Annotated in this window: 14 protein-coding genes; 5 read left to right on the top strand and 9 right to left on the bottom strand. The window is 62.7% G+C overall.

From position 1 onward, the window contains the following. Positions 1-29: 29 nt before the first annotated feature. Complete coding sequence (gene metH / locus ACF8RA_RS20530) at positions 30-3,737, bottom strand: methionine synthase (RefSeq protein WP_392519527.1); 3,708 nt, start codon at positions 3,735-3,737, stop codon at positions 30-32. Between the two features lie 182 nt (positions 3,738-3,919). Between metH and ACF8RA_RS20525 the strand changes: the two genes are divergently transcribed. The 5 genes from ACF8RA_RS20525 (at position 3,920) to ACF8RA_RS20505 (ending at position 9,380) form a co-directional block, all read left to right on the top strand. Beyond that, positions 3,920-6,220, top strand: coding sequence for a fatty acid cis/trans isomerase (locus ACF8RA_RS20525; RefSeq protein ID WP_392519534.1), 2,301 nt, complete (start codon positions 3,920-3,922; stop codon positions 6,218-6,220). Between the two features lie 194 nt (positions 6,221-6,414). After that, positions 6,415-7,449: an acyltransferase family protein gene (locus ACF8RA_RS20520; RefSeq protein WP_392519526.1), complete on the top strand. Its 1,035-nt coding sequence runs from the start codon at positions 6,415-6,417 to the stop codon at positions 7,447-7,449. Positions 7,450-7,507: 58 nt separating this feature from the next. Next, on the top strand, positions 7,508-8,092 hold the full coding sequence (gene nfuA, locus ACF8RA_RS20515; protein WP_003250416.1) for a Fe-S biogenesis protein NfuA: 585 nt from the start codon (positions 7,508-7,510) through the stop codon (positions 8,090-8,092). Between the two features lie 196 nt (positions 8,093-8,288). Next, complete coding sequence (locus ACF8RA_RS20510) at positions 8,289-8,897, top strand: SCO family protein (protein ID WP_176683900.1); 609 nt, start codon at positions 8,289-8,291, stop codon at positions 8,895-8,897. Then, on the top strand, positions 8,898-9,380 hold the full coding sequence (locus tag ACF8RA_RS20505) for a copper chaperone PCu(A)C (protein ID WP_209964943.1): 483 nt from the start codon (positions 8,898-8,900) through the stop codon (positions 9,378-9,380). Between the two features lie 50 nt (positions 9,381-9,430). On the opposite strand, the gene ACF8RA_RS20500 is transcribed toward ACF8RA_RS20505, so the two are convergent. The 8 genes from ACF8RA_RS20500 to ACF8RA_RS20465 all read right to left on the bottom strand — a co-directional run bounded on the left by ACF8RA_RS20500 (position 9,431) and on the right by ACF8RA_RS20465 (position 15,292). Continuing rightward, positions 9,431-9,658, bottom strand: coding sequence for a hypothetical protein (locus tag ACF8RA_RS20500; protein WP_016393610.1), 228 nt, complete (start codon positions 9,656-9,658; stop codon positions 9,431-9,433). A gap of 267 nt (positions 9,659-9,925) precedes the next feature. Continuing rightward, complete coding sequence (locus ACF8RA_RS20495) at positions 9,926-10,771, bottom strand: AraC family transcriptional regulator (RefSeq protein ID WP_176683898.1); 846 nt, start codon at positions 10,769-10,771, stop codon at positions 9,926-9,928. Continuing rightward, entirely contained in the window at positions 10,768-11,082 is a 315-nt protein-coding gene (locus ACF8RA_RS20490; protein ID WP_020193370.1) for an AzlD domain-containing protein, read from the bottom strand. Before ACF8RA_RS20490 ends, ACF8RA_RS20495 begins: the two co-directional genes overlap by 4 nt. Further along, positions 11,079-11,771 carry an AzlC family ABC transporter permease gene (locus ACF8RA_RS20485; RefSeq protein ID WP_021782839.1) on the bottom strand — a complete coding sequence of 231 codons (693 nt, stop codon included), beginning with the start codon at positions 11,769-11,771 and terminating at the stop codon, positions 11,079-11,081. Before ACF8RA_RS20485 ends, ACF8RA_RS20490 begins: the two co-directional genes overlap by 4 nt. Before the next feature lie 147 nt (positions 11,772-11,918). Continuing rightward, entirely contained in the window at positions 11,919-12,614 is a 696-nt protein-coding gene (locus ACF8RA_RS20480; protein WP_176683896.1) for a sel1 repeat family protein, read from the bottom strand. Between the two features lie 138 nt (positions 12,615-12,752). Next, positions 12,753-13,835 (bottom strand): hypothetical protein, encoded by a 1,083-nt coding sequence (locus ACF8RA_RS20475; RefSeq protein ID WP_176683895.1) that lies wholly within the window; start codon positions 13,833-13,835, stop codon positions 12,753-12,755. A gap of 39 nt (positions 13,836-13,874) precedes the next feature. After that, a complete protein-coding gene (locus ACF8RA_RS20470; protein WP_209964947.1) occupies positions 13,875-14,501 on the bottom strand; it encodes a LysE family translocator in 627 nt (208 codons plus the stop codon). 2 nt (positions 14,502-14,503) lie between these two features. After that, a complete protein-coding gene (locus ACF8RA_RS20465; RefSeq protein WP_176683893.1) occupies positions 14,504-15,292 on the bottom strand; it encodes a YqcI/YcgG family protein in 789 nt (262 codons plus the stop codon). Between the last annotated feature and the right edge of the window lie 134 nt (positions 15,293-15,426).

Genomic DNA, 15,426 nt, shown 5'->3' with positions numbered 1-15,426 from the left:
CAAGCCCGCGAAGAAGCCAGCGCAGTCGTTTAGCTGTCATACCCCAGGTTAGGCGCCAGCCAGCGCTCGCTCACGCTGATATCCTGGCCTTTGCGTGCGCTGTAACGCTCGATCTGGTCCTTGTCGACCTTGCCTACGGCAAAATACTTCGCCTGCGGGTGGGCGAAGTACCAGCCGCTGACCGCCGCCGCCGGGAACATCGCGAAGTGCTCGGTGAGGTACACCCCGCTCGGCCCGGTTTCACCGATGGCGGTGCCATCGAGCAGGCGGAACAGGGTTTCCTTTTCGGTGTGGTCGGGGCAGGCCGGGTAGCCCGGCGCAGGGCGGATGCCGCTGTACTGTTCCTTGATCAGCGCCTCGTTGTCCAGGTGCTCGTCGCGGGCATAGCCCCAGTGCTCTTTACGCACCTGCTCGTGCAGCCATTCGGCACAGCCTTCGGCCAGGCGGTCGGCCAGTGCCTTGACCATGATCGAGCTGTAGTCGTCGCCCTTGTCCTGGTAAGCCTTGGCCACTTCCTCGGCACCGATGCCGGCGGTGGTGATGAAACCACCTACGTAGTCGGTAACGCCACTGTCTTTCGGTGCGACGAAGTCGGCCAGCGACCAGTTGGGCTTGCCGTCCGGCTTGATGGTCTGCTGGCGCAGGTGGTGCAGGGTGGCCAGTGCCTGGCCGTCTTCGCCGTAGACTTCGATGTCGTCATCGTCCACCTGGTTGGCCGGCCAGAAGCCGAATACCGCGCGGGCGCTGATCAGCTTCTCGTCGATCAGTTTGTCGAGCATCTCGCGGGCATCCTTGTACAGCGCCGTAGCGGCCTCGCCAACCACCTCGTCGGTGAGGATGCGCGGAAACTTGCCGGCCAGGTCCCAGGAGATGAAGAACGGCGTCCAGTCGATGTACTCGGCCAGGGTGCGCAAATCGATGTCCTCCAGCACCTTGACGCCGGTGAAGGAGGGCGCCGTTGGCTGGTAGCCGGCCCAGTCGTACTGCGGCTTGGCGGCGATCGCCTGGGCGTAGCTGAGGCGCTCGGTACGGGCGCTGCGGTTGGCGGTGCGCTCGCGCACGTCCACATATTCCAGGCGGGTCTTCTCGACAAAGCCCGGCTTCAGTTCTTTGGACAGCAATTGGGTGGCCACGCCGACCGCGCGCGAAGCGTCGGTGACGTAGATGACCGCGTCGTTGCTGTACTTGGGCTCGATCTTGACCGCCGTGTGCGCCTTGGAGGTGGTGGCGCCGCCGATCATCAGCGGCAGTTCGAAGCCCTGGCGCTGCATTTCGCGGGCAACGTGGACCATTTCGTCCAGCGACGGGGTAATCAGGCCGGACAGGCCGATGATGTCGCACTTCTGCTCGCGGGCCGTCTGCAGGATCTTCTCCGCCGGCACCATCACGCCAAGGTCGACGATGTCGTATCCGTTACAGCCCAGCACCACGCCGACAATGTTCTTGCCGATGTCGTGCACGTCGCCTTTTACCGTGGCCATCAGGATCTTGCCCTTGGCTTCCGGTTTGTCGCCTTTCTCGGCTTCGATGAACGGGATCAGGTGAGCAACGGCCTGTTTCATCACCCGGGCTGACTTGACCACCTGCGGCAGGAACATCTTGCCCGCACCGAACAGGTCGCCGACCACGTTCATGCCGTTCATCAGCGGGCCTTCGATCACTTCGATGGGGCGCGCGCACTGCTGGCGGCATGCTTCGGTGTCTTCGACGATGAACGCGGTAATGCCTTTTACCAGCGCGTGCTCCAGGCGTTTTTCCACCGGCAGCGAGCGCCACTCTTCGTTTTCCACTTCCTTGGTTGCGCCGCCGCCCTTGTAGTCGTCGGCGATGGCCAGCAGTGCATCGGTGCCATGCGGGGTGCGGTTGAGCACCACATCCTCGACCTTCTCACGCAGCTGGGCCGGGATCTCGTCGTAGATCTCCAGCTGGCCGGCGTTGACGATACCCATGGTCAGGCCGTTCTGGATCGCGTGATACAGGAACACCGAGTGGATCGCCTCACGCACCGGGTTGTTACCACGGAACGAGAACGACACGTTGGACACACCGCCCGAGCTCAGGGCGTGGGGCAGGTGGTCGCGGATATAGGCACAGGCTTCGATGAAGTCGACGGCGTAGTTGTTGTGTTCTTCGATACCGGTGGCGACGGCGAAGATGTTCGGGTCGAAGATGATGTCTTCTGGCGGGAAGCCCACTTCGTTGACCAGGATGTCATAGCTGCGCTGGCAGATTTCCTTCTTGCGCGCGGCAGTGTCGGCCTGGCCGACTTCGTCGAAGGCCATGACCACCACGGCAGCACCATAGCGCTTGCACAGGCGGGCGTGGTGCTTGAACTGCTCGACGCCTTCCTTCATGGAAATGGAGTTGACGATGCCCTTGCCCTGGATGCACTTGAGACCGGCTTCGATCACTTCCCACTTGGACGAGTCGATCATGATCGGTACACGCGAGATGTCCGGTTCACCCGCGATCAGGTTGAGGAACCGGACCATGGCCGCCTGGGAGTCGAGCATCCCTTCGTCCATGTTGATGTCGATTACCTGGGCGCCGGCCTCGACCTGTTGCAGGGCGACTTCCAGGGCTTCGGTATAGTTCTCTTCACGGATCAGCCGGGCGAACTTGGCGGAACCGGTGATATTGGTGCGCTCACCGACGTTGACGAACAGCGACTGGCGGTCGATGGTGAACGGCTCCAGGCCCGACAGGCGGCAGGCCTTGGCGATTTCCGGAATCTCGCGCGGCTTGTACTTGGCCACGGCTTCGGCAATGGCCTGGATATGCCCCGGCGTGGTACCGCAGCAGCCGCCAATGATGTTGAGGAAGCCGCTGGCAGCGAATTCCTCGACCACCGCAGCCATCTCGGCCGGGGTTTCGTCATACTCGCCAAAGGCGTTCGGCAGGCCGGCATTGGGGTGGGCGGACACATGGGTATCGGCCTTGGTCGCCAGCTCTTCCAGGTACGGGCGCAGGTCCTTGGCGCCCAGGGCGCAGTTCAGGCCCACGGAAATCGGCTTGGCGTGACGCACCGAGTTCCAGAACGCTTCGGTGGTCTGGCCCGACAGGGTACGGCCGGAGGCGTCGGTGATGGTACCGGAGATCATGATCGGCAGTTCGACGTTGTCGTCCTCGAACACTTGCTGCACGGCGAAGATCGCCGCCTTGGCGTTGAGGGTGTCGAAGATGGTCTCGATCAGGATCAGGTCGGCGCCGCCCTCGATCAGGCCGCGGGTGGCCTCGATGTAGTTTTCTACCAACTCGTCGAAGGTGACGTTGCGGAACCCGGGGTCATTGACGTCCGGGGAAATCGAGCAGGTCCGGCTGGTAGGGCCGAGCACGCCGGCGACGAAGCGCGGCTTGTCCGGCGTCTCCAGGGTCTTGGCATCGGCAACCTGGCGAGCGATGCGCGCGCCTTCGACGTTCAGTTCGTAAACCAGTGACTCCATGCCGTAGTCGGCCTGGGAAATCTGCGTGGCGTTGAAGGTGTTGGTTTCGAGAATATCGGCACCGGCATCCAGGTAGGCCTTCTCGATGGCGGCGATCACGTCCGGGCGGCTGAGCAGTAAAAGGTCGTTGTTTCCCTTCACATCGCTTGGCCAATCGGCAAAACGCGTGCCACGATAGTCGTGTTCCTCTAGACGGTAGCTTTGGATCATAGTACCCATGCCGCCGTCGAGGATCAGGATGCGCTCTTTGAGTGCGTTCTGGAGTGCTTGAAGACGAGCGCTGCGGTCGGACATAGGAACTACCTGGTCGGGCGAATAACAGAAGGTGCCGAATCATAACAAAGCTGCGCGGTTTTTAGGCATGTCGCCCATTTGCATGAAAACTGCTCATGTTGGACGGGCGCTGACAGCGCAAAGCACCCAGGATGACCAGGCAACAAATCGTGATGGCTTTCAAGAACCAGGACTTTCCGCACATGGTGCATCGTATCCTTGCCGGCGCCTTTGCCCTGCTCATCAGCGGCGCGGCATTCGGGCAGGCCCCCCAGTCGAGCCCGGCTATCTCCTACACCCGGGACATTCAACCGATCTTTACCGAGAAGTGCGTGGCCTGCCACGCCTGCAACGACGCCGCCTGCCAGCTGAAGCTGGAAAGCCCTGAAGGCGCTGTACGCGGGGCCAGCAAGGTCCCGGTGTACCAGGGCGAGCGGAGCAAGGCGGTGCCCACAACGCGGCTTTTCTACGACGCACACAGCGAAGAGCAATGGCGCAAGAAAGGCTTCTACTCGGTGCTCGACAACCAGGGCGGTCAGGCCGCGCTGATGGCGCGCATGCTGGAGTTGGGCCACAAGACCCCGCTTACGCCCAACGCCAAGCTGCCCGAAGAGATCGTCCTGGGCCTGAGCCGCAACAATATGTGCCCGTTGCCCCATGAGTTCGACGCCTATGCCGGCGCACATCCCAAAGAGGGCATGCCGCTGGCGGTGACCGGGCTGACCGACGACGAGTACACCACCATGCGCCGCTGGCTGGCGGCCGGTGCGCCGGTGGAGTACCAGCCGATCCAGCCGAGCGCGGCCGAAGCCAGGCAAATCGCAGAGTGGGAAGAACTGCTCAACCGCCCGGGTTCCACCGAGGCGCTGGTGGGTCGCTGGCTGTACGAGCACCTGTTCCTGGCGCACATCTACTTCGTTGGCGGCGAGCAGGGCCACTTCTTCCAGTGGGTGCGCTCGCGCACGCCAATTGGCAAGCCGGTCGATATCATTGCCACCCGCCGCCCCAACGACCCACCGGGCACGGACTTCTACTACCGGTTGATCCCGGTGCAGGGTGTGATCGTGCACAAGACGCATATCACCTACCCGATGGGGCCGCAGAAACTCAAGCGCGTGAAGCAGCTGTTCTACGCCGGCGACTGGCATGCCACCGCGCTTCCGGGTTACGGCCCGCGCCACCGGTCCAACCCGTTTGAAACCTTCGAAGCGATCCCGGCAGTGGCGCGTTACCAGTTCATGCTGGATAACGCCGAGTACTTCGTGCGCACCTTCATCCGTGGCCCGGTGTGCCGCGGGCAGATTGCCACTGACGTGATCCGCGACAACTTCTGGGCGCTGTTCCAGGAGCCGGCCTTCGATCGCTACATCACCGATGCCGAGTACCGGGGCGAGGCCACGCCGTTGCTGGCCATGCCTGGCCAGATCGATGACGTGGGCAGTGTGCTGAGCCTGTGGCACGCCTATCGGGACAAGCGCAACGACTACGAGAAACTGCGCCGTGAAGCCTATGCCGAAATGCCGGCACCGAGATGGTCGACGCTGTGGGCCGGTAACGACAATGCGCTGCTGAGCATCTTCCGCCACTTCGACAGCGCATCGGTGACCAAGGGCCTGGTGGGTGATGTGCCGCTGACCGTGTGGCTGTTCGACTACCCGTTGTTCGAGCGCACGTATTACCAGTTGGCGGTCAACTTCGATGTGTATGGCAACGTTTCGCACCAGTTGCAGACGCGCCTGTACTTCGACCTGATCCGCAATGGTGCCGAGGTCAACTTCCTGCGCCTGATGCCGGCCGACCAGCGCAAGGCGATCCTTGGTGACTGGTACCAGAACAGTGGCAAGGTGAAAATGTGGATGGATTATGAAGACATCGACACCGACACCCCGAGTGGCATCAAGCTCGACCCGCGCAACCCCAAACGCGACTTTGGCCTGAAGCTGCTGCAGCGCACCGGCAGCCTGAATGCCGCGCCGGACCCGATCAATCGCTGCCAGGGCGCGTTCTGCTCACGGCCGCAGATCAGCGAAGAGTTCCGCAATGCCGAGCAGTCGCTCAGCCGGCTGGTGTCGCGCCCGGCGGCCGGGCTGAAGGTGATCAACCAGTTGCCCGAGGCGACCATGCTGCGTATCGAAGGGCAGGACGGCCAGCGTCAGGTGTACAGCCTGCTGCGCAACCGCGCGCACAGCAACGTGGCGTTCCTGCTGGGTGAGGCTTACCGCTACCAGCCGGGGCTGGATACCCTGACCCTGTACCCCGGGGTGCTCACCAGCTACCCGAACTTCATCTTCAACATCCCGACCACGGATGTGCCGGAGTTCGTCGAGGACATGGAGTATGCAAAAGATGACGCGGCGAAGTTCGAGCGCATTGTCATGCGCTGGGGTGTGCGCCGCAGTCACCCGGCGTTCTGGCACTACTTCCACGACCTGAACAGCTATATCAAGGAGACCGAACCGGTCGAGGCGGGCGTGCTGGACATGAACCGCTACGAGAACCTCTGATCGGGTTGGCTGACTTTTCCGAGTACCTTGCGGTCGGAACGGGTGGGTGGTCTTGATCGATTGCAAAGGGGGCTGCTTTGCAGCCCTTCGCGGGTGAACCCGCTCCTACAACAGGTACGGCGCTGCTCTCAAGGCTGGCGCTGGCCTCTGCACTCGATACGGGCCTCAATGCACCGCCTAGCGCAGGGTATTCCATGCTGTATTCGCTTCAGGCACTGCGGGCGTTCGCCGCCTGGGTGGTGGTCTGCCACCATTTCATGCAGATCTTCTTCGACTTCCACGCCACCGGCCCCATCGGCCAACTGCTTGCAGACCGCGGCGCCGTAGGTGTCGACATCTTCTTCGTCATCAGCGGGCTGGTCATCTACCTGTCGACCCGCGACAAAGCCATCGAACCGCGCCAGTTCCTGCTCAATCGGGCGCTGCGCATCGTCCCGGCCTACTGGTTCTATACCGCCCTGATGGCCATGTTGCTGCTGGCATTCAGCCAATGGATGCCACATCAGGCGTTTGCCTGGCCGCACTTGTTCCTGTCGCTGCTGTTCATCCCGGCGGAAAACCCTGGTGGCTATGGCATGTACCCGACCCTGAACGTGGGCTGGACGCTGAACTTCGAGATGTTCTTCTACCTGCTGTTCGGCCTGGCCTTCCTGGTACGCCAACGGCATCACCTGCTGCTGGTGACTGCCGCACTGTTGCTGGTCAGTGAGGTACTGGGGCGCATGGGCGTGGTCAGCCGCTTCTACAGCAACGACATCATCTACGAGTTTCTGCTGGGCATTGGTGTCGGCGTACTGTACCGCCGCGGGCTGATCCGCCAGGGCCGGTGGTTGCCGCTGGCGTTGCTCGGTGTGGCGAGCCTGGCGATCTACTATCTGGACGCTTCCCAGCGCTTGCTGCACTGGGGTGTGCCGAGCGCGATGATCGTCCTGGCCTTCGTGGCCATGGAGCCGCTGTTCCAGGGCAATCGGCTGCTCAAGGCCCTTGGCGACTGTTCGTACTCGGTGTATCTGATTCATGTGCTGGTGCTGTATGCCGGTTGGTTCGCCAGCCAGCGTCTGCAACTGAACCCGTTCCTGACATTTGCCCTGTGCGTGCCGTCCATTGGACTAATGTCGTGGTTCAGCTACCAGTGGCTGGAGCGCGGCCTGTACCGGCGAATGCAGGCCTGGCTGACGGCGCAACGGGGGCCGGCCCCGGAATATGCGCTTTCCCGAGTCAATTGCTAGGACTTTGTTCAAAGGCCGGGTTGGCGTACACTTGGCCGCAAGTCTGTGAGGAACCTACATGAGCGCTATAACCATTACCGACGCCGCCCATGACTACCTGGCCGATCTGCTCTCCAAGCAGAATACGCCCGGCATCGGCATTCGCATTTTCATCACCCAGCCGGGCACCCAGTACGCCGAAACGTGCATCGCCTACTGCAAGCCGGGCGAAGAGAAGCCTGACGACACCGCCGTGGGTCTGAAAAGCTTCACCGCGTACCTGGATGCAGTCAGCGTGCCGTTCCTGGAAGACGCGCTGGTCGACTACGCCACCGACCGCATGGGCGGCCAGCTGACCATCAAGGCGCCAAACGCCAAGGTGCCGATGGTCAACGAAGACAGCCCGATCAACGAGCGTATCAACTACTACCTGCAGACCGAGATCAACCCCGGCCTGGCCAGCCATGGTGGCCAGGTGAGCCTGGTGGACGTGGTCGATGACGGCATTGCCGTGCTGCAGTTCGGTGGGGGCTGCCAGGGTTGCGGTCAGGCCGATGTCACCCTGAAGGAAGGTATCGAGCGCACCCTGCTCGAGCGTATTCCGGAGCTGAAGGGCGTGCGCGACGTGACTGACCACAGCCAGAAAGAAAACGCCTACTACTGAGTTGAAGGCGGCTCCCTTAGCAACAAAGTGTTACGGTTTCAACCCCTGCGACAACAGGCCGCAGCCCGTATTCAAAGGGCTGCAGGCCATCCCCGCGTTGGTCGGGTAGAACCCCTCTGGGTGTCATGCCAGAATGCCCCGGTTTTTCGACCGGCCCGTCCCGAGGGCCGGCACCTTCCCTGTAAAGGATGGTTTCATGAATGATCTTTTGACCCGGCGTTCGGTTGTCGCCGGCATGGGCGTTCTCGGGCTTGGCCTGCTGGCAGGCTGCAGCCCGGCCCGGGGGCTCGAGTTCAAGTACGGCAAGAACATGAGCAACGAAATCCTCGGGCGCAAGTTCAGCCTCAAAGACCCGCAAGGTAACGTGCGCACCCTGTCGAGCTTCTACGGCAGCATGCCGATGGTCTTCTTCGGCTTCACCCAGTGCCCGGCCGTCTGCCCGACCACGCTGGCGCGTGCGGCGCAGATTCGCAAGCTGCTGAGGGGCCGCGACCGCGACCTGTTCCAGGTGGTGTTCATCACCCTGGACCCGGAGCGCGACACGCCCGAGGTGCTCGATGCCTACCTCAAGGCCTTCGACCCGACGTTCACCGCGCTGACCGGCACCCCCGAGGAAATTGCCGCCGTGGCCAAGGAGTTCAAGGTGTTCTACGAGAAGGTTCCGGCCGGAGACACCTACACCATTTCTCACTCGTCCACCAGCTACGTCTACGATACACGTGGCACCCTGCGCCTGAGCCTGGGCCATTCCTTGAACGCCAAGGAATGCGCCGAAGATCTGGTCACCCTGATGGAGATCTGCTGAATGTCGATGCAACCGATCAAACGCGGTTTGACTGCCCTGGTACTGATGGGGCTGGCGCTGCCGGCCCTGGCCCAGACCACCGTGAGTGATGCCTGGGTGCGTGCCAGCGTGCCGCACCAGCAGTCTACCGGTGCTTTCATGGTCCTGACTGCCAGCAGCGACAGCAAGCTGGTGGGCGTGGCTTCGCCCGTGGCCAAGACCGTGCAGGTGCACGAGATGACCATGAACGGTGACGTGATGGGCATGCGTGAGGTCAAGGCTGTCGAGTTGCCAGCCGGCAAGGCAGTGACCCTGGACCCGAATGGCCTGCATGTCATGCTGATGGGCCTGCACAATCAGGTGAAGGAAGGGGAGAAAGTGCCACTGACCCTGACCATCGAGGATGCCAAGGGCGCCAAGGAAACCCTGGAAGTTCAGGCACAAGTGCGTGCACTCAACGCCGAAGCGGGTGGTGGGCATGATCACATGCACATGAACCACTGACAGATCAAAGGGCCGCGTTCAGCGGCCCTTTTCTTTTTCAACTGTGCCTTTCAGCTACGAAAGCGCGGCAGCGGTCTGTCGAGGGTCAGCGACGTCAGGGTCTTTCGAACCTGGGCCTCATCGGCCTCCAGTGCCTTCAGGCTAGCGCGGATCTTGCCGGCGGCGGGCACATCGCCCTGCCGGTCGATCCAGTCGGCAATCTCCTTGCAGGCACTGCTCAGACAGGCCTGGCGCTGGGTCATCAGCGACAGAAGGGTGGTGAGCTCTCTTTCGGACATGGCAGGATCCTCCGTTCAGCCTTGTCAGTGTAGCAGAGGGTTGGCCAGGCCCTTGCGACCTTTGCAAGGCGCGCTGCGGCAGCTGCCAGTGGCTGCTCCCGCGGCTCAGTCACAACTCGTTACTTATAAACAGCATGTTTAAAGTTGATGCTCGTTCCGTGCGAGGGATTCAAGGCTCGGGATCTGAAAGTGCCTGTTGAAGTGCTCAACTGCACAATCTGGTAGCTGCTGGCGGGTCTGCATGCTCGAGAGGGCGCTGCCGCCCTTTCACGCGCGTAGGGCAGAGTGAACGCAGGCTTGCCGATACGCCCCCGGGGTCACCCCATAGGCTTGCTTGAACTGCCGGCTCAAATGGCTCTGGTCAGCAAAGCCGAGGTCGAACGCCACTTGCGAAGCGGCCAGGCCGTGCTTCAGCATTTCGCGGGCGCGGGCCAGGCGGCGTTGCTTCAGCCAGGCATGGGGTGGCAGTCCGGTGGCCTGGCGGAACACCCGGGCGAAGTGGAACGGCGACAGGTTGACTGCTGCCGCCAGCGTTTCCAGTGAGGGCGGGTCGGCCAGTTGGCTTTCCAGCAGTTCGCGGGCGCGGGCTACGGCCAGGGGTTCGTGGCCAGGGGCCGAAGGCTCGGCGCACTGCCCGTGCCGCTGGACCAGGGCCAGCACCGCCTGGCGCCAGGCCGTCTGCTGCTGCAAGGCGCTGGCGCTGGCTTCGGACAACTGATGCAGCTGGCTGAAGGCGATGGCCAGGGCCGGGTCATGGATCACGCTGTCCTTGAAGCTGGGCATGCCGTGGCGGCCCAGTTCCAGTTCGTCAAGCACACCGGTCACCCGCTCGTGCTCGGGATAGAAGCCGCGATAACGCCAGCCGGCTTCATGGGCCGTAGCGCCGGTATGCAGTTCGTCGGGGTTGATCAGCACCATGCTGCCGACCGGTGCCAGGTGCTCGCTGCCGCGGTGCCAGAAGCGCTGGGCGCCCGACTCGATCACGGTGAATACATAGCCCTCGTGCACATGCGGGGCAAAGCGCTGCTGATAGTAGCGAGCGTGCAGCATCTCGACGTCGCCAAGGGCTGGCGCCTGCCAGAGGTGTGTCTGCTCGGGCAAGGGCATGCTCATGCCAGCCAGCTGCGCAGAAGGAAGAAGATCAACATGCTCACCAGCATGCTCAGCAATACGCTGCGGGTCAACAGCACCAGGGCGATGGCCACAAGGGAGCCCAGCAGGTAGGGGTTGAGCAGGCTCAGGTTGAGCTGGTGGTCAGCCATGAAGATGATCGGGCCGCAGATGGCGGTGAGCATGCCCGGCACGGCAAAGCCGAGAAACTGCCGGGCATTCGAGCTCAGGCGCAAGGGCAGGCGTGGCTCCAGGAACGCGTAGCGGTTGAGGAACACGATGGCACCCATGGCGAAAATCAGGATCCAGGTCATGCGCGGGCTCCGGCAAATTTCTGGCAGATGAACCCGGCGCTCATGCCCAGCAGGCCTGCGACCACCAGGGCGGTTTCCCAGTGCCAGTAGCTGAACAGCACCGAACAGAACAGCGACACGGCTACGCACACCACGGTGGCCAGGTTGCGTACCAGCGGCGCGATCAGGGCGACGAAAGTGGCGACAATGGAGAAATCAAGGCCGAATTGGTCCAGGTGTGGAATGTTCTGGCCCAGCAGTATGCCGGCCAGGGTGAACAGGTTCCAGGCGATGTAGAAGGTAAGGCCCACCCCCAGGGCATACCAGCGGTTGAATTGCTGCTGGTCGTACTGGCTGGTCAGGGCGAAGAATTCGTCGGTCAGCAGAAAGCCCAGGCCGAGCCGCCAGCGCAAAGGCTGGCTGGACAGCACTGGGCGCATCGACAGGCCATACAGTAGGTGCTGCGAGGTCAGCAGCAGGGTGGTGAGCAGGATAGATGCCAGGTTGGCACCCCCTTTGAGCATGCCAATGGCCACCAACTGCGCGGCACCGGCGAAGACGATGGCTGACAGCCCTTGCCCTTGCCAGGCACTGAGGTTGGCCTCAATGGCCATGGAGCCGGCCAGCAGGCCCCAAGGGGCAACGGCCAGGGACAACGGGATAATGGCAATGGCGCCGTGAAGAAAGGCTTGGCGGGCGATGTGGGGCATGATGGCTGCATTACGGCTACGTGGCAGGCCAGCATGACAGACGGTGCAGGGGATGGCTTGAACGATCTTGCTGACCGACGTGTGTTCGCCCCAACCTCAGTGGCCACCTGACAACAGGGCCGCAAAGCGGCCCCGAATGAGCCTGGGTTATGGGCGGCTGGTCAGCAGCTGGTGCGCCGTTGCGCAGCCATTGATGTCTACGGCTTTCTGCAGCAGGCTCGTGCGGTGCTGTGGGTCGAGGTCGCCAAGCAGGCGGTACACCTCGGCCTGGTAGTCGCGCTGACGCCCCCACAACATTTCCAGGCCTTGTGGCCGGCTGCGGTTGCAGGCCAGGCGTGTGGCCGGTTGCGGGTAGTAGGGGGCGTACACGGTGGCCATGCTGGGGATGGCCTCCAGCGCTGTACGGTACTCGCTGCTGACGTTGTAGGGCCGGCACCAGGTGGCGATGGCTGGCGCCGGCGCGGCAAACCCCTGTTTGAGGCTGGCTTCGAGCAACGGGCAGGCGGCCTCCGGGATTTGCGCGGCGGGCAGGTACGTCATGTAGTACAACGCCAGGCGGTACTGTGCGACCGGGTGGCCAAGCGCTACCGATTTTTTCAGCAGGGCAACCGCTGTCGGCAAGGTGTGAGCCATGGCCTGGCCCTGGCGGCTAAGCTCAGGGTCACGCCCCACTGCTGTGCGCAGCGTGCTGGCAGCGTCGCTCTGGTCATCGGCCTGCTCCAGCAGCGGCAAGGCCTGCCGGTAGAGCAAGTCGGCATGAGGGTCGATGCGTACCTCCAGCGCTTGTGCGGCCAGCGGCATCAGCGCAGCCAATAGCGGGGGCAGGCGCCGCACAAGGCTCACAGGCAAACCCCATGGATGGCCAGGTACGGAAGGACGGCTTCGGTGGTCATGGCGGTCAAGCGTGCGCCTCGGGCAAATCGTAACGACGACGTATTCTAGCCACCCAAGGGGGGTTGCCGAAAGACCACCCGGCAACTGTCAGACGAGCTTGATCGGCGTGACCTTGCGCTGCGCATGTTTTTCCTGGGCCAGCCCAAGCTTGGCGGTGATCACCTTGGCCAAGGCATTGTTGCCCAGATCGTTCAGGTGCAGGCGGTCGATGAACAGGTCGGCGCTGAACACTGGCGAGCTGTCGAGCATGCAGTTCATGTCGTAGCAGGGCACCGGGTCGGCCTGGCTTTTGATGCGGCGGAAAAATGCCGAATGCAACTGTCTGTCGAATGCGCCCTCCAGCAGCCGGTCGAAGTTCGCCGGTTGTTGCTGCAGCGCGGTCAGCATGGCTTGCTCGCCGGCGGGCAGAGTATCCCGGCACCAGGGCAGCAAGGGTTGCAGGATGAAGGTGAGCGTGGCGTGGCTGTCTGCCAGGAGGCGGTCCCATTGGCGCAAGGTACGGCCGATGTTGTCGGCGGCACGGGCCAGTCGTTTTTCCGGGGGCGACAGTGGCCAACTGACCGGAGCTGCGACCACGGGAGGGGCCAGCGCCTGGCCGATGCGCCGCCACAGCGACTGCCGACGGGGTGGTGCGCAGGGCTGCAGGCCTTCGCTGAAACTGTTGAGAAAGGCCTGGTAGGCCTTGGCGTGCTGCGGGTCGTTGGTCCCCGCGAGGACTTCGCGCAGGGCTTCGTGGGCCAGGCTGTTGAGGCCGCTGAGCACCACCACATGGCCAAGCTGGCCAAGGCGGTGCTGGTGGGTCAGGAACATCATCAATTCCTGGCTGGCATTGAGCCCGCAGCCGGCCAGGCTCAGCCACACTTCGCCCGTGAGCATCGACAGGTGCGAGGCCACGGTGTGTTCGTCGGAGCTGGCGCCGATGCCCAGGGCTGTGGAGCCGCCGACCAGCAGGTTGATGCGCGACGCACCACCGTGCTCGGCCGCTGAAAAGCGCTTGCCGGCGCAATGGCTGTAACGCAAGCCAAGGGCATCGGTGTTGATGGTGCCGGAGCGGTAGCCGGTTTCGTGCACATGCAGGGTATAGGGTGCACGGCGACTGCCCAGCAGGAGAAAACGCTGGTAGTCCTGCTGCAGCGGCGAAGGAGACGGGCGCGTGTCAGTCGTGGTCATGGTCTCTCCTTCGCTGATGCCGGGTGCTTAGCAGCAGGTTCAGGCCGCCAGTTCCTTGAGGTTGTACAGCAGGCCGCCGCCGGCGATCAGCAGCAGGGCGACGCCCGAGGCCAGGCTGATGAGGCGGTTGCTGCGCTGCGAAGCGATCTTGCCGATGGCGAAGATGTACAGGCTGAGCACGGCGAAATCGATGGCCACCCACAGTAGCGACAGCACCACCATGCTCTTGCCGAACGATTCGGTGATCTGGATGAACTGCGGGAAGAAAGCGATGAAGAAAATGATGTCTTTCGGGTTGGAAATGCCCACCATGAAGCCTTGCATCAGCCCGCCGCGCCCAGCCTTGGGGGCCTCGCTCGTCGCGTCTGACGCGGGTGCCTGCAGGGCGTCCCTCAGCGTGCCGATGGCAATGTAGCCGATGAACAGGCAGCCCAGCAGGCTCATGGTGCTGAGCCATGCCTTGTCGATGGCGGCGCTGGTGAGGATGATCCAGGCTGCCGCGCCGATCAGCACCAGTGATGCCCAGTTGGTGCCGACGGCGGTGAACATGGCCTTGCGCGAGCCGGAGGCGGCCGCAGTGTTGACGATCAGTGCCACCACCGGGCCGGGAGTGGCGATCAGTAGCAGCACGGTGAGGGCGTAGGTGGCGGTGAGTGCGGTATTCACGGTCAGTTCTCGATCAGTATGTCGGGTGTCGCCTGGTGTGCGGCATGGGCGTGGAACGGGCAGCGTGACGGGTTGAGCGAGCCTGTCTCCTGCAGTTGATACTGCTTCCACTCGTAGTTGTCGGTATCGCCGAAAAAGCCAAGGGTGTCGGGCACAACGCCGTCGTTGTAGTGATGCACGCGCTCGCGAATGCGCTCGCGGATGCGCTTGCCACTCTCGGTGTTGGCGTTGGCCACTTCGTCGAAGTTCTCCCGCGGGTTGATGACGAAGGTGATGTGCTGGCCCAGATTGCGGCTTTTCATCTGCTGATGGCCGGGGAAGTTCATGTTGATGAACAGCGGCATGCCGGCATAGCAGAACGACCAGCCGGTATCGTCGGGATCGGTCGGGATGCCTTGAGGCCAAGGGTGCGGGTCGCGCGCATGCACGCCGCGCAGTACCTTCCAGGCCAAGGCCTGCTGCTCGGCCAGGCTGCTGCCGGCTGCGGTTTCGAGAAACACCACCAAAGGGCTGCCGATGCGCTGCTTGGGGGCGATCGGTGCGACGGTGCGCACATAATTGGCCAGGCCCTGTGCGATATCATCAGCCAGTTGCTCGGCGCGGGCGAAGAGAATATGGCAGGTTTCGCCGTTTACCGCCTTGCGGCCGAACAGGCAGGGGAATTCGGGGTTGGCGAGAATACTGCGAAAGTGTTCTATGGTTTTGAACGTCCAATGTTGCATGTTGTAACCATGTTCAGTGGCGAGCTCCAGCGCATCCAGGCGATAGCAATTTCCATATCCCGTAAACATGATTTCCCCAGGCGTTGATTTAAGTGAACGTTCCAGTCACATGCAGGCAGGATCTTGGTTATGTTTGTTATTTACCTGCATTTTCCGAGACGCTCTTGACGTTGTAAAACGCGTGGAGTTATGACCTACTATTA

Origin of the sequence: Pseudomonas sp. FYR_5 (assembly GCF_043106315.1) — a bacterium.
Classification (GTDB): domain Bacteria; phylum Pseudomonadota; class Gammaproteobacteria; order Pseudomonadales; family Pseudomonadaceae; genus Aquipseudomonas; species Aquipseudomonas putida_Y.
This window is presented reverse-complemented; position numbering and strand designations above follow the sequence as displayed.

Excerpts from the sequence above, each read along its gene's own strand:
- metH (WP_392519527.1), bottom strand. The coding sequence starts at position 3,737 with ATGTCCGACCGCAGCGCTCGTCTTCAAGCACTCCAGAACGCACTCAAA.
- ACF8RA_RS20525 (WP_392519534.1), top strand. The coding sequence starts at position 3,920 with ATGGTGCATCGTATCCTTGCCGGCGCCTTTGCCCTGCTCATCAGCGGC.
- ACF8RA_RS20520 (WP_392519526.1), top strand. The coding sequence starts at position 6,415 with ATGCTGTATTCGCTTCAGGCACTGCGGGCGTTCGCCGCCTGGGTGGTG.
- nfuA (WP_003250416.1), top strand. The coding sequence starts at position 7,508 with ATGAGCGCTATAACCATTACCGACGCCGCCCATGACTACCTGGCCGAT.
- ACF8RA_RS20510 (WP_176683900.1), top strand. The coding sequence starts at position 8,289 with ATGAATGATCTTTTGACCCGGCGTTCGGTTGTCGCCGGCATGGGCGTT.
- ACF8RA_RS20505 (WP_209964943.1), top strand. The coding sequence starts at position 8,898 with ATGTCGATGCAACCGATCAAACGCGGTTTGACTGCCCTGGTACTGATG.
- ACF8RA_RS20500 (WP_016393610.1), bottom strand. The coding sequence starts at position 9,658 with ATGTCCGAAAGAGAGCTCACCACCCTTCTGTCGCTGATGACCCAGCGC.
- ACF8RA_RS20495 (WP_176683898.1), bottom strand. The coding sequence starts at position 10,771 with ATGAGCATGCCCTTGCCCGAGCAGACACACCTCTGGCAGGCGCCAGCC.
- ACF8RA_RS20490 (WP_020193370.1), bottom strand. The coding sequence starts at position 11,082 with ATGACCTGGATCCTGATTTTCGCCATGGGTGCCATCGTGTTCCTCAAC.
- ACF8RA_RS20485 (WP_021782839.1), bottom strand. The coding sequence starts at position 11,771 with ATGCCCCACATCGCCCGCCAAGCCTTTCTTCACGGCGCCATTGCCATT.
- ACF8RA_RS20475 (WP_176683895.1), bottom strand. The coding sequence starts at position 13,835 with ATGACCACGACTGACACGCGCCCGTCTCCTTCGCCGCTGCAGCAGGAC.
- ACF8RA_RS20465 (WP_176683893.1), bottom strand. The coding sequence starts at position 15,292 with ATGTTTACGGGATATGGAAATTGCTATCGCCTGGATGCGCTGGAGCTC.